The 13,541-nt window shown below is 72.8% G+C and carries 10 protein-coding genes; 8 read left to right on the top strand and 2 right to left on the bottom strand.

Annotated features, from left to right (window positions below):
* Position 1 precedes the first annotated feature (1 nt).
* The 5 genes from mtrB (at position 2) to secA (ending at position 7,816) form a co-directional block, all read left to right on the top strand.
* Positions 2 to 1,714 (top strand): MtrAB system histidine kinase MtrB, encoded by a 1,713-nt coding sequence (gene mtrB / locus EDD26_RS08395; protein ID WP_123697304.1) that lies wholly within the window; start codon positions 2 to 4, stop codon positions 1,712 to 1,714.
* On the top strand, positions 1,711 to 3,363 hold the full coding sequence (locus EDD26_RS08400) for an LpqB family beta-propeller domain-containing protein (RefSeq protein WP_123697305.1): 1,653 nt from the start codon (positions 1,711 to 1,713) through the stop codon (positions 3,361 to 3,363). Before mtrB ends, EDD26_RS08400 begins: the two co-directional genes overlap by 4 nt.
* Positions 3,364 to 3,425: 62 nt before the next feature.
* On the top strand, positions 3,426 to 4,094 hold the full coding sequence (locus EDD26_RS08405; protein WP_211333847.1) for a ComF family protein: 669 nt from the start codon (positions 3,426 to 3,428) through the stop codon (positions 4,092 to 4,094).
* Between the two features lie 89 nt (positions 4,095 to 4,183).
* Positions 4,184 to 4,888 carry a ribosome hibernation-promoting factor, HPF/YfiA family gene (gene hpf, locus EDD26_RS08410; RefSeq protein WP_123697306.1) on the top strand — a complete coding sequence of 235 codons (705 nt, stop codon included), beginning with the start codon at positions 4,184 to 4,186 and terminating at the stop codon, positions 4,886 to 4,888.
* A 114-nt stretch (positions 4,889 to 5,002) separates the two neighbouring features.
* Entirely contained in the window at positions 5,003 to 7,816 is a 2,814-nt protein-coding gene (secA, locus tag EDD26_RS08415) for a preprotein translocase subunit SecA (RefSeq protein WP_123697307.1), read from the top strand.
* Between the two features lie 187 nt (positions 7,817 to 8,003).
* Here the strand turns inward: secA and EDD26_RS08420 are convergent, their stop codons facing one another.
* Complete coding sequence (locus EDD26_RS08420) at positions 8,004 to 9,068, bottom strand: trypsin-like serine peptidase (RefSeq protein WP_123697308.1); 1,065 nt, start codon at positions 9,066 to 9,068, stop codon at positions 8,004 to 8,006.
* A 54-nt stretch (positions 9,069 to 9,122) separates the two neighbouring features.
* Complete coding sequence (trhA, locus tag EDD26_RS08425) at positions 9,123 to 9,890, bottom strand: PAQR family membrane homeostasis protein TrhA (protein WP_123697309.1); 768 nt, start codon at positions 9,888 to 9,890, stop codon at positions 9,123 to 9,125.
* A gap of 82 nt (positions 9,891 to 9,972) precedes the next feature.
* Between trhA and uppS the strand changes: the two genes are divergently transcribed.
* From uppS to EDD26_RS08440, 3 genes are all read left to right on the top strand, one after another.
* Positions 9,973 to 10,749, top strand: a complete 777-nt coding sequence (gene uppS / locus EDD26_RS08430; RefSeq protein ID WP_123697310.1) for a polyprenyl diphosphate synthase — start codon at positions 9,973 to 9,975, stop codon at positions 10,747 to 10,749.
* A gap of 205 nt (positions 10,750 to 10,954) precedes the next feature.
* Positions 10,955 to 12,292 carry an RNA 5'-3' helicase PhoH2 gene (gene phoH2 / locus EDD26_RS08435; protein WP_123697311.1) on the top strand — a complete coding sequence of 446 codons (1,338 nt, stop codon included), beginning with the start codon at positions 10,955 to 10,957 and terminating at the stop codon, positions 12,290 to 12,292.
* 132 nt (positions 12,293 to 12,424) lie between these two features.
* Complete coding sequence (locus EDD26_RS08440; RefSeq protein WP_123697312.1) at positions 12,425 to 13,540, top strand: winged helix DNA-binding domain-containing protein; 1,116 nt, start codon at positions 12,425 to 12,427, stop codon at positions 13,538 to 13,540.
* Position 13,541: the final 1 nt, after the last annotated feature.

A 13,541-nucleotide genomic window follows, 5' to 3' on the forward strand; every position in this document is an offset into this window, starting at 1 on the left:
CATGGCCGGGCGGCGCTGGAGCTGGGAGCGGGCGACGGGCTTCCTGCGGCGCTCGCTGCAGGCGCGCGTCGTCGCCTTCAGCATGCTGCTGTCGATGCTCGCGCTCGTCGGCGTCTTCGGCTACATGTCGGCGTCCGTGGGCGAGAACCTCTTCGAGACGCGCCGCGACGAGGCCCTCGTCGAGGCCGTGCGCGCGACCGCCGGCATGCAGCAGATCTTCGACGAGGCCGTCACGCAGAGCCTGACGAGCGGAGAGGTCGACGCGCTGCAGGACCGCGCGCTCGACGCCGTCACCGGCGTCATCTCGTCGCGCTCGAGCACCGACTACGCGATGCTCCGGGCCGAGGCGCAGGCGTCGACGCTGCTGCAGATGAACGACGTGCAGTCGCAGGGCTTCGACACCGACCTGCTGCACGCCGACCTGCGCAGCGCCGTCGCCGCATCGGCCGACCTGCCCTTCTACCAGTCGGTGCGGCTCGCGTCGGAGACCGGCGGCGAGCCCGGCATCATCGTCGGCACCACCGTCGACGTGCCGCTCGCCGGCCGCTACGAGCTCTACCTGCTCACGAGCCTGCAGTCGACGCAGGCGACGCTCGGCTTCATGCAGCTGACGATGATGCTCGGCGGCATCGCGCTCATCGGCCTCATCGGGCTCATCACCTGGTTCGTCGCGCGGATGGTCGTCGGGCCCGTGGAGGCGGCCGCCGCGTCGAGCGCGCGGATCGCCGCCGGCGAGTACGACGTCCGCATCCCGGTCCGCGGTGACGACGAGATCGCCAAGCTCGGCCGCTCCTTCAACGACATGGCCGACTCCATCTCGCGGCAGATCAACGAGCTCGCGACCCTGTCGACCGTGCAGCAGCGCTTCGTCTCGGACGTCTCGCACGAGCTGCGCACGCCGCTCACGACGATCCGGCTCGCCGGCGACGTGCTGCACGACCGGAGGGATTCGTTCGACCCGGTCGCGGGCAGGACGGTCGAGCTGCTGCACACGCAGATCGAGCGCTTCGAGCAGCTGCTCGCGGACCTGCTCGAGCTGAGCCGCTTCGACGCCGGCGCCGCGCAGCTCGAGATCGAGCCGACGAACCTCGTGCGGCTCGCCGAGGGTGAGCTCGCGGCCGTCGAGCCGCTCGCCGCGGAGCGCGGCACCGAGCTGCGGCTCGTCGCGCCCGGCGGGCACTTCGAGGCCGAGGTCGATCCGCGGCGCATCCGGCGCATCCTGCAGAACCTGCTCGCCAACGCGATCGACCACGGCGAGGGCAGGCCCGTCGTCGTCACGGTCGACTCGACGAGCGATGCTGCGGCGATCGCCGTCCGCGACCACGGGGTCGGCATGACCGAGGAGGAGGCCGCGCGCGTCTTCGACCGCTTCTGGCGCGCGGACCCGTCGCGGCAGCGGCGCACGGGCGGCACCGGCCTCGGGCTCTCGATCAGCCGCGACGACGCGGCCCTGCACGGCGGATGGATCGACGTCTGGTCGCGGCCGGGGGAGGGCACGGCGTTCCGCCTCACCCTGCCGCGCGCCGGCGCGCACGCCGTGTCGTCGCCGATCGAGCTGCCGCCCGCCGACACGCAGGCGATCGAGCTGCCCCACCTCCCGCACGTGCTCGAAGCGCCGGCCGACGACGCCGGGATGGCGCTCGCCGAGCCCACGGTCGAGATCGCGCTCGTCGACCCCGCTCCGCGCGCCGCGACCGAGGAGGCCGACCGATGATCCGCTCCCTCGCCGCCATCGCGGCCGCCGCGGTGCTCGTGCTCACGGGCTGCGTCGCCATCCCCGACTCCGGCGCCGTCACCGAGGGCGTGGTCGACGTGAGCGAGCAGGAGAACGGCCTCGTCTTCCTCGCGCAGGAGCCCGAGGAGGGCGCGACGCAGGAGCAGATCATCCTCGGCTTCCTGAGCGCGGGCATCAGCCCGGACGACGACTTCTCGATCGCTCGGGAGTTCCTGACGCGCGACGAGGCGCAGCGCTGGCAGCCGGACGCCGGCGTGATCGTGCGCGCCGGCCCGCCGGAGGTCTCGTTCGGCAGCGAGACGCAGGCCACCGCCGTCGTGGCCGCCATCTCCGAGGTCGACGCCGGCGGTGCGCTCCGGCGCCCGGGCGATGACCGGATGCTCGAGTTCGAGATGCTGCTGCAGGACGGCCAGTGGCGCATCGCGGCCGCGCCGGACGGCATCGTGCTGTCGAGCTTCCACTTCGCCGAGCTGTTCCGCATGCACGCGCTGCACTGGATGACCCCGGACGCCACGCGCTCGGTGCCCGAGGTGCGCTGGTTCGAGCGCACCGCGACCACGCTGCCGTCGCGCATCATCGACGCGCTGCTCGACGGCCCCTCCACCTGGCTGTCGCCGGCCGTCGTCACGTCGGGCGCCGCCGACGCATCGCGGGTGGGCGAGCCGCGCGTCGACGGCACGACCATGACGGTGACGGTCGACGCCACGCAGATCCAGCAGCTCGGCCCCGGCAGCCTGCAGGCGCTCTCGCAGCAGCTCGCGCTGTCCCTGCGCACGGTCGGGGTGCGCGAGGTCGTCGTGGAGGTCAGCGGCAATCCCGACCTCTCGGCATCGAGCGCCGCGAGCCCGCCGATCGACCTCGGGGCCGTCGATCCGCGTCCGCTCGTGCTCGACGGCACGTCGCTGCGCCCGATCGGGGCGGGGGCGTCGACGATCGAGGACGTCGGGCAGACGCTCAGCGCGATCGGTGCGACGAGCTACACCGTCGGTGCCGAGGGCGGCGTCGCGCACACCGGCACGACCGCGGTCTGGATCGAGGCGGGCGCCGATCCCGTGACGATCTCCGCCGACGCGGCATCGGTGGGCACCGTCGACGACAGCGGTTGGGTGCTGCTGCAGGAGCGCTCGGCCCCGCAGCGGCTGCTCGCGTGGCGCGACGGCGAGCGGGTCGAGCTGGGGCTGCCGCAGGGCACCGGCCGCATCACCGCGATGGAGCTCGCCCGTGACGGCTCGCGGCTCGCGATCGTGACGGTCGACGGCGACGCGAGCCAGGTGCTCGTCGCGGCCATCGTGCGCGACGCCGAGGGGAGGCCCGCCTCGCTCGGCGAGCCGTACCCCCTGCCGCTGCTCGACGGCGTCGCGACCGACGTGACGTGGTCGGGGCCGACGCAGATCGCGGTGCTCGCCGCGGGTGGCGACCAGGCGCAGATCGCCACGCTCGTCGTGGGCGGCGACTCCGAGCAGCTGCCGCAGCCCGGCGTGCCGGTGCAGGCGCTCGTGGGTGGCAGCGAGGGCACCTCCACGCTCCGCGCGCTCGGCGCCGACGGCTCGCTGCTCTCGCAGCGCGGCCGGGTCTGGACCGCGGCCGACGGCCTCGGCCCGATCTCGCTCATCGCCACGCAGCAGTAGCGCCGTCCACAGGCGCCCCTCGTCGACGAGCACGGCGACGCCTCCGCCCGCATCATGGGGCCATGCGGATGCAGGCGCGAGCGGCGGCGGGCCGGGGGTCGATCGCCGCGGCCCTCCGCGAGGCGGCGAGCGTGCTGTGGCCCGTCGCGTGCGCCGGCTGCGGCGCGGTCGACGTCGCCGTCTGCGGCGCGTGCTCGGCGGCGCTGCGCGGCGGACCGCTGCGGGAGGCGCTCGACGGCGTGCCGCTGCTCGCCGCGGCCCCCTACGAGGGACCGGTGCGCGAGCTCGTCGCAGCGTGCAAGGAGCGCGGGGGCCGAGCGGAGGCGCGGGCGCTGGGCGCGGGGCTCGTGCTCGCGATCGCCGCCGCACCGGCGGGGGCGCTCGTGCGCGTGCCGTCGAGCCGCGCTGGGATGCGGCGGCGCGGCTTCGACCCGGTCGTGCTCGTGCTGCGCGCGGCCGGGCTGCGCGCGACGCCGCTGCGGCGCATCCGGGGCGGCGGCGCGCAGAAGCAGCGGTCCGCCGAGGCCCGGCGGGTCGCCGCGGTGGGGTCGCTCGCACTGCCGTCGAGCGCGGCGCGCCGGCTCGAGGGCCGCGCGGTCGTGGTGGTCGACGACGTCGTGACGAGCGGTTCGACGGCGCGTGAGGCGGTGCGCGCCCTGCGCGCGGCGGGGTGCCGGCCGGTCGCGATCGTCGCGGTCGCGCGCACGCCCAAGCGGGTTCCGGGGAGGTGAGCCGACGCACGGCGCCCGGGGGTAGAGTGCAGGCCACGCACGTCGGCATTGCACGCCGCAGCGCCGACGCCGACCAACGGGAGGCCACGATGGACATCACGTTCGGCGCCAAGGGCGCAGACATCACAGACCGGTTCCGCGCATATGCGGAGGAGAAGCTCGCGAAGGTCACGCAGCTCCTCCCGCGGGCCACGGCGCTCGATGTCAAGCTCACCCGACACGCGGATCCGCACGCCGCCATCGCGGGCGGCAGGGTCGAGATCACCGTCCACGGCCCCGGCTCGATCATCCGCTCGGAGGCCGACGGCCCCGACAAGTACATGGCGTTCGACTCCGCCTTCCACCGCATCATGGAGCGCGCCCGCCGTGCCCACGACAAGCGCCACGACCACAGCGCCCGCCGGCGCACGCCGCTCCGCGACGCCGCCGTCACCGGCTTCGAGCAGGTCGCCGTCACCCCGGCCGACCCAGCGCTCGTCGAGGCCGTCGCGACCGGCGCGATCCCCGTCGTCGCCCAGGAGCAGCCCGAGGCCGAGAACCAGTGGTCGCCCGTGGTGATCCGCGAGAAGCGGTTCCCCGGCAAGCGCATGAGCGTGCGTGATGCCGTCGACCAGATGGAGCTGGTCGGGCACCCCTTCTACCTCTTCGTCGACGAGGCCACCGATGAGTGCGCCGTCGTCTACCGCCGCAAGGGCTGGTCCTACGGCGTCATCTCCCTCGACGACGAGGCCGCCGAGGACGGCACCGAGGCCCGTGTCGTGGCCGACAGCGAGAGCGAGCGCGCCGCGTCCTGACCGCGCAGAGCGGCACCCCAGATGGCTCTGGGGTGCCGCTCGTGGCGCGTTGCTACGATGAGCAGTCGGTCAACGGACCGTGACCGAACCCCTACCTCACGGGAGGCATTCCTCGTGGCCAACTTCTTCGAGAACATGCTCCGAGCCGGCGAAGGCCGGCTGCGGCGCCGTCTGGAGCGCATCGCCGCGGATGTGGCTGCGCTCGAGGACGCGTTCGAGGATCTGACCGATGAGGAGCTCGCGGGCGAGACCGCGGAGTTCCGGCAGCGCTACGCCGACGGCGAGCCGCTCGACGCCATGCTGCCCGAGGCGTTCGCCGCGGTGCGCGAGGCGGCGAAGCGCACGCTCGGGATGCGGCCCTACGACGTCCAGGTGATGGGTGCCGCTGCCCTGCACCTCGGCAACATCGCCGAGATGAAGACCGGTGAGGGCAAGACGCTCGTCGCCCCGATCGCCGCCTACCTCAACGCCATCACGGGCGACGGGGTGCACATCGTCACGGTGAACGACTACCTCGCGAGCTACCAGTCGGAGCTGATGGGCCGCGTCTTCCGCGCCCTCGGCATGACGACCGGATGCATCATCTCGGGCCAGACGCCGGAGGTGCGGCGCGAGCAGTACGAGGCCGACGTCACCTACGGCACGAACAACGAGTTCGGCTTCGACTACCTGCGCGACAACATGGCGCACTCGAAGGAGGCGATGGTCCAGCGCGGCCACGGCTTCGCGATCGTCGACGAGGTCGACTCGATCCTCATCGACGAGGCCCGCACGCCGCTCATCATCTCCGGCCCGGCGGCGGGCGAGGCGAACCGCTGGTTCGGCGAGTTCGCGCGCATCGCCAAGCGGCTCCGCCCGGACGTCGACTACGAGGTCGACGAGAAGAAGCGCACCGTCGGCGTGCTCGAGCCCGGCATCGAGCGGGTCGAGGACCTGCTCGGCATCGACAGCCTCTACGAGTCGGCGAACACGCCGCTCATCTCCTTCCTCAACACCGCGCTCAAGGCGAAGGCGCTCTTCAAGCGCGACAGCGACTACGTCGTCATGAACGGCGAGGTGCTCATCGTCGACGAGCACACCGGCCGCATCATGCAGGGCCGCCGCTTCAACGAGGGCATCCACCAGGCGATCGAGGCGAAGGAGGGGGTGCAGATCAAGGCCGAGAACCAGACGGTCGCGACGGTCACCCTGCAGAACTACTTCCGCCTCTACGACAAGCTGTCGGGCATGACCGGCACCGCCGAGACCGAGGCCGCCGAGTTCATGGCGACCTACAAGCTCGGCGTCGTCCCGATCCCGACGAACAAGCCGGTGCAGCGCGCCGACAGGTCCGACCTCGTGTACGCGACGGTCGAGGGCAAGTTCAAGCACGTCGTCGACGACATCGTCGAGCGGCACGCGGCCGGCCAGCCCGTGCTCGTCGGCACGACGAGCGTCGAGAAGAGCGAGTACCTCTCCGGCCTGCTCGCGAAGGCCGGCGTCAAGCACGAGGTGCTCAACGCCAAGAACCACGCTCGAGAGGCCGCGATCGTCGCGCAGGCCGGCCGCGTCAGCGCCGTCACCGTCGCCACGAACATGGCCGGTCGAGGCACCGACATCATGCTCGGCGGCAACGCCGAGCACCTCGCCGTCACGCGCATGCAGGAGCTCGGGCTCAGCCCCTCCGAGACGCCGGACGAGTACGAGGAGCGCTGGGACGGCGTCTTCGCCGAGGTCAAGGCCGAGGTCGAGGCGGAGGCCGCGAAGGTCATCGAGGCCGGCGGCCTCTACGTGCTCGGCACCGAGCGCCACGAGTCGCGCCGCATCGACAACCAGCTGCGCGGCCGCTCGGGCCGCCAGGGCGACCCGGGCGAGAGCCGGTTCTACCTCTCGATGCAGGACGACCTGCTGCGCCTGTTCGGCGGCTCCGTCGCCGAGCGCTTCATGGCCGTCGACGCCGACGAGGACGAGATCCCGCTGGAGTCGAAGATCTTCTCCCGCACGATCCGCACCGCGCAGGCGCAGATCGAGTCGCGCAACGCCGAGATGCGCAAGAACGTGCTGAAGTACGACGACGTGATGAACCGCCAGCGCGAGGCGATCTACTCCGACCGCCGGCACATCCTGGACGGCGACGACCTCGAGGGCAAGGTGCAGGGCTTCCTCGAGGGCACGCTGCGCTCGCTCGTCTCCGACCACGCGGTCGGCAACGACAGCGACGAGTGGAACCTCGAGGCGCTGTGGACCGAGGCGAAGCAGATCTACCCCGTCGGCATCACGATCGACGAGGTCGTCGCCGAGGCGCAGCCGCGCCTGACGGCCGACTTCCTGTACGAGCAGCTCGTCTCCGACGCGAAGATCGCGTACCAGAAGCGCGAGGAGTCGCTCGGCTCGCCCGCGATGCGCCTGCTCGAGCGCCGCGTCGTGCTGTCGGTCATCGACCGCAAGTGGCGCGACCACCTGTACGAGATGGACTACCTGCGCGAGGGCATCGGACTGCGCACGATGGCGCAGCGCGACCCGGTCGTGGAGTACCAGAACGAGGGCTTCGCGCTCTACCAGCAGATGATGTCGGCGATCCGCGAGGAGTCGATCTCGTTCCTGTTCAACCTCGAGGTCAAGGTGCAGCAGGGGACCAGCCCCGAGGCGCCGGCGATCGAGGGCGGCGGGCTCGAGGAGCCGGAGGAGGAGAGCCCCGAGGCGCTCACCTACTCGGCGCCCGACGAGGACGGCGAGGCGTCGGTGCACGACGCGCGGGGCAAGGAGCTCGGCGCGGCGACCGACAAGGCGCGCCAGCGCTCCGGCAACCCGGCGGTCGCCGGGAAGCCGAAGGGCGCGGGCGGCAACCGCGAGCAGCGTCGCGCCGCCGACAAGGCGGCCAAGACCGCGCCGAGGAAGGGCGCGTTCGGCCAGCTGCAGGACGCCGACAACGAGGGCACCTCCCGCTGATCGAGGAGCAGCCGGACGGAGTCCGGCCGCGTATCGAGATCACTCTCCTTCGTCTGCGGATCGTCTCGATACGCGGCCTTCGGCTGCTACTCGACGAGCGTGGGGGAGCGGCCTTCGGCTGCTACTCGACGAGCGGGTGGGAAGCGGCATTCGGCTGCTCCTCGACGAGCGGGTGGAGGCGCGCGGGTCAGTCGTCGAGCGTGCGCAAGCCGTTGTAGGCGGTGGCGCCGAGCGGCGGCCCATAGGCGCCCGTCTCGCCGCCGTTCGAGTAGACCGCGGTGATGTGCCCGGCCCCCGTCTGCGGATCGAGGTTCGAGACGAAGCCTGAGCCCGAGGCGCCGTCGCCCATCTCGCAGTCCGCCCCGTAGTTCGCGTCGCCGCCCGCGCCGTAGTCGAGCTCGTCCTCGGCGCAGTGGCGCAGCACCTCCGCGTCGAACGCGTCGTTGCCGGGATAGCCGGCGATCACCACGCCGTTCGTCTCGGCCGTGAAGCTCACGCCCTGTCCGCCGACGACGTCCTCGAGCGTCGTCTCGCCCTGCGGCGCGAAGCGGACGAACCCGAAGTCGAAGCCCATCCAGCCGTCGTCGTCAGCGCCGTCGAGCCAGCGGTCGTTCGACTCGAGGTACTGGTCAGGCACCCACCAGCGCTCGGCCTCCCAGGTGCCGAAGGGCGCGTCGCCGCGCTCGTAGCCCGGCTCGAAGGTGATCCGGTCGTAGTAGTCGCGCGTCTCGTCGTCGAAGACGCAGTGCGCGGCCGTGACGACGACGAGCCCGGACTCGCTGTTGATGACCGTGCCGCTGCACGTGTACTCGGCGTCGTCCGCCTCGAGCACGAGCCGACCGACGGTCGTGAGCAGCAGGCTCGCGTCGGCCGTGTGCGGCGTGCCGGCCAGCAGCTCGTCGCCGCCGTCGTGCGCCGGCATCGCGATGCCTGGCGCGACCCTGGCCGTGCCGCGCGTCGGCTCGAGCACCAGGTCGAGCGCGGCATCCGGGAAGTACCCGTCGACGGTCTCTCCCTGCGAGCCGGCGTAGAGCTCGCCGGTGTCGGCGGCCGTCTCGTCCGTCGTCGTGATCGGTGCGTCCGGCTCGACCGGCCGCACCTCGATCTGCGGCTCGCCCGACGGACGCGGGGTCTGCGAGGGCGGCTGCTGCGGCTGCCGGGTGGGCAGCGGCGGCGCCAGGATGATGCATCCGCTCATCGTCAGGACGGCGAGCGCCGCTGCGGCCACGGCGGCGGTTCGAGCGAGGCGCATGCTGCGACGCTAGGGCGGTGCGCCGCAGGATCGCTGTGAACGCGGCGCGCGGCGTCAGGCCGGCGGCGCGACGGCGACGAGCATGATCGCCGTCCAGTGGCACAGGAACGCGACGAGCGTGCAGGCGTGGAAGATCTCGTGGAAGCCGAAGCGGCCCGGGAACGGGTTCGGCTTCTTCATCCCGTAGGCGATGGCGCCGACCGTGTAGGCGAGCCCGCCTGCGATCACGAGCGCCGCGGTCATCGCGTTCGCGGACCAGATCTGCGGCAGGAACGCGACGGCGGCCCAGCCGAGGGCGAGGTAGATCGGCACGTAGAGCCAGCGGGGCGCGTGCAGCCAGAAGATGCGGAACGCGATGCCGAGCACGGCGCCGGCCCAGATGACCGTGAGCAGGATCCAGTCGGTGGGCGACGGCAGCGTCAGCAGCGCGATGGGCGTGTAGCTGCCCGCGATGAGCAGGAAGATGTTGGCGTGGTCGAGCCGCTTGAGCAGCACGCGCGTGCGCTCCTGCCAGTGGAAGCGGTGGTAGACGGCCGAGACGCCGAACATCAGCAGGCTGGATGCGGCGTACACGGCGGTGGAGACCTTCGCGGTCGCGCCGTCGGCGATCACCACGAGCACGATGCCGGCGATGAGCGCGAGGGGCGCCGTCCCTGCGTGGATCCAGCCGCGCCACGTGGGCTTCTGCTCGACGGCGGCCTCGACGATCGAGTCGCCGGCCGCCTCGATGAGCGGGAGGTGCGCGGAGGACGGGTCGCTGACCCGGACCTCGGGGGAGGGCCGGTCGGACGACGCGCCTGCCGGCTCGGACTGCAGTGCCATGACGACAGCGTACGGCGTACGCAGTACCGCGTCGAGCATGCCGATGCCGACGTGGGGGACGAGCGCCCGGTAGGTTCGACGGGTGCGACTGCGCAGCTCGCCGGGATCACGGCTCGTCTACCGCTACTACGAGCGGCGGCTGCGACGCGACCTCCAGCGCACTGCGGTGCCTCGGCACATCGCCATGATCATCGACGGCAACCGCCGCTGGGCCCGGGAGCAGAAGCTCGAGAGCGCGGGCCACGGGCACCGCGCCGGCGCCGCGAAGCTGCGGGAGTTCGTCGACTGGTGCGCTGAGATCGGCGTCGAGGTCGTGACGCTCTACCTGCTGTCGCGCGACAACCTGACCGGCCGCGGCGGCGAGGAGCTCGGCGAGCTGTGCGAGATCATCGCCGAGCTCGCCGATGACCTGTCGCGCCTGCCCGGCCGCCGCATCCGCCACGTCGGCGACACCCGCGGCCTGCCGCGCCCGCTCGTCGCGGCGCTCGAGGGTGCGGTGGCGCGCAGCGCGGACCAGGACGGCATCGTCGTGAACCTGGCCGTCGGCTACGGCGGCCGGCACGAGCTCGTCGAGGCGGTGCGCAAGATCCTCGAGGGCGCCGACGGCGCGAGCGTCGCCGAGATCGCCGAGCGCCTGTCGCCCGAGCTCATCGCCGAGCACCTCTTCACCGCCGGCCAGCCGGATCCCGACCTCGTCATCCGCACCTCCGGCGAGCAGCGGCTGAGCGACTTCATGCTGTGGCAGAGCGCGCACAGCGAGTTCTACTTCGTCGAGGCGCTCGGGCCGGACCTGCGCGAGGTCGACTTCCTGCGCGCCGTGCGCTCGTACGGGCTGCGCGAGCGGCGCTACGGGCGCTGACCGGGCGGCGACCTGAAGCCCAGGTTTCGATCCGGTGAACTCTGGCTGAGGCCGCGTGTGTCGGATCGCCGGATGCGCCGGGGGCGAGCGTAGATTCGGCCCTGTCGGGCAGTTCCGCCCGACAGCGAGCGGCCTTCGCGTCCGCGAGCAACACGGAGGTGACGGCCGCGTGATACCGACCCCAGGGTCGGCAAGGGAGCGTCACGTGCCTGAACTCGCCACCACCCCCCAGAGCGGCGTCGCCGAGGCAGAGGGCCTCGACACCCGCCAGCGCACCTACGTGCTCGACACGAGCGTGCTGCTGTCCGATCCGGGGGCGATCCACCGCTTCGCCGAGCACGCCGTCGTGATCCCCGTGATCGTGATCGCCGAGCTCGAGAAGAAGCGGCACGACCCGGAGATCGGCTACTTCGCGCGCAAGGCGCTGCGGAACCTCGACGACCTGCGGGTCACGCACGAGCGGCTCGACTTCCCGGTGCCGACGGAGGGCGGCGGGAGCCTGCGCGTCGAGCTGAACCACTCGAACCAGCAGGTGCTGCCCAGCGGGCTGCAGCTCGGCGACAACGACTCACGCATCCTCGCGGTCGCCTCGAACCTCGCGGGCGACGGGCTCGACGTCTGCATCGTCTCGAAGGACATGCCGATGCGCGTCAAGGCGGCGTCGATCGGCCTGCCGGCTGAGGAGTACCTCGCCGAGCAGGCGGTGGACTCGGGCTGGACCGGCACGGCGGAGCTCGCGCTCTCGGGCGAGCAGATCAACCGGCTCTACGAGGACGAGCGGCTCGAGACCAGCAAGGTCGCCGACCTGCCGATCAACACCTGCCTCGTCATCTCGTCCGAGCGCGGCTCGGCGCTCGGCCGCGTCACCCGCCGCGGCGAGGTCTCGCTCGTGCGCGGCGACCGCGAGGTCTTCGGCGTGCACGGCCGCTCGGCCGAGCAGCGGCTCGCGATCGACCTGCTGCTCGACAACGAGGTGGGCATCGTCTCGCTCGGCGGCTCCGCCGGCACCGGCAAGTCGGCGCTCGCGCTCGCCGCGGGCCTCGAGGCCGTGCTCGAGCGGAGGCTGCACAAGAAGGTCATCGTCTTCCGCCCGCTCTACGCGGTCGGCGGCCAGGAGCTCGGCTACCTCCCGGGTGACGCCGCCGAGAAGATGAACCCGTGGGGCCAGGCGATCTACGACACGCTCGGCGCGCTCGTGAGCGACAACGTGCTCGACGAGGTCGCGGCGCGCGGCATGCTCGAGGTGATGCCGCTCACGCACATCCGCGGCCGCTCGCTGCACGACGCGTTCGTGATCGTCGACGAGGCGCAGTCGCTCGAGCGCAACGTGCTGCTGACGGTGCTGAGCCGCATCGGGCAGAACTCGCGCGTCGTGCTCACGCACGACGTGGCGCAGCGCGACAACCTGCGCGTCGGCCGCCACGACGGCGTCGCGAGCGTCATCGAGACGCTCAAGGGGCACGACCTCTTCGGCCACATCACGCTGCAGCGCAGCGAGCGCAGCCGTATCGCGGCGCTCGTGACGAGCCTGCTGGAGGACTGACCGCCGATCGCGCGCGGCCGACGGCTGCGGGACCCCTTCCTCCCAGCGGGACCCGGTGCACCGGGTCCCCGAGGGTGGGAGGGGTCCCCACGCGGTGCTGGCGCGTGGGCGCGGGCGAGTAGCGTCGGCGGGGTGCGGGAGCTGACGGCGGTCGAGGCGCGGCGGATGCGCATGGTGTCGCAGGGGCTCGTCACCGGCGGATGGCTCGGCTCGACGCGCACGCCGCTCGAGGCTGTCCGCCATTCGGTCGCCCTCCAGGGGCAGGACCTGCCGGCGGTGCTGCGCGCGATCGCGGCGCGCTCGACGCCCGGGACGACGCTCGACGACGTGCGCGCGGCGTTCGACGACGGGCTCGTGCGCTCGTGGGCGATGCGCGGCACGCTCTTCGTCGCCGCGGCCGACGACCTCGCCGTGCTGCACGCCTGGACGGCCGAGCGGATGCGCCGGCAGGAGTGGCGGATGTGCGAGGTGCGCGGCATCGACCAGGCGACCGCCGAGCGTGCGGCCGACGTGCTGGTCGAGGTGCTCGCGGACGGGCCGCTGCTCCGCTCCGCGATGCTCGCCGCGTGGGAGGCGGCCGGTGTCTCGACGGCTGGCGGTCGCGGCTACCACCTGCTCGCGCTCGGCTCCTACGACGGGATCCTGCGATTCGGCCCGTTCGATGGCCGCGATCAGCTGCTCGTCGGCGGGCCGCGCCCCTCGGTCCCGGAGCCGGAGCGTGCGCTCGACGAGGCGCTCCGCCGCTTCGTCGGGGCGCGCGGCCCCGTGCACCCCGATGACGTGGCGTGGTGGCTCGGGCTGCCGAAGGCGATCGTGCGCGCGTCGCTCGCCCGCATCGAGGGGCTCGAGGCCGTGCTCGTCGAGGGCCGAGAGATGCTCGTCGTCGCGGGCGCGGCGGGGGAGTCCTCCGACGTCGTGCTCGTGCCGGGCTTCGACGAGCTGCTGCTCGGCTACCGCGACCGGTCGCTCGTCGCGAGCCCCGCGGTGCTGGCGGCGGTCGTGCCGGGCGGCAACGGTGTCTTCCGGCCCATGGTCGTCGTCGACGGCGCAGCGGTCGGCACGTGGCGGTTCCCGGCGTCGGGCGCCGCGGGACGCTCCAGCGCCGCGCGATCACGCCGCGCGACCGCCCGGGGGCCAGCCGCTGATCCGAGCGCGCCGGTCGAGCCGCTGCTCGAGCTCGTCGAGCCGGTGAGCGCGGTGACCCGCCGCCGGATCGATGCCGCGCTCGCGGAGTGGCCGCACCGCTGAG

The organism is Agrococcus jenensis, from assembly GCF_003752465.1.
Classification (GTDB): domain Bacteria; phylum Actinomycetota; class Actinomycetes; order Actinomycetales; family Microbacteriaceae; genus Agrococcus; species Agrococcus jenensis.

What these genes read in the sequence shown, in the direction of transcription:
- mtrB (WP_123697304.1), top strand. Translation starts at nt 2, where the DNA reads ATGGCCGGGCGGCGCTGGAGCTGGGAGCGGGCGACGGGCTTCCTGCGG.
- EDD26_RS08400 (WP_123697305.1), top strand. Translation starts at nt 1,711, where the DNA reads ATGATCCGCTCCCTCGCCGCCATCGCGGCCGCCGCGGTGCTCGTGCTC.
- EDD26_RS08405 (WP_211333847.1), top strand. Translation starts at nt 3,426, where the DNA reads ATGCGGATGCAGGCGCGAGCGGCGGCGGGCCGGGGGTCGATCGCCGCG.
- hpf (WP_123697306.1), top strand. Translation starts at nt 4,184, where the DNA reads ATGGACATCACGTTCGGCGCCAAGGGCGCAGACATCACAGACCGGTTC.
- EDD26_RS08420 (WP_123697308.1), bottom strand. Translation starts at nt 9,068, where the DNA reads ATGCGCCTCGCTCGAACCGCCGCCGTGGCCGCAGCGGCGCTCGCCGTC.
- trhA (WP_123697309.1), bottom strand. Translation starts at nt 9,890, where the DNA reads ATGGCACTGCAGTCCGAGCCGGCAGGCGCGTCGTCCGACCGGCCCTCC.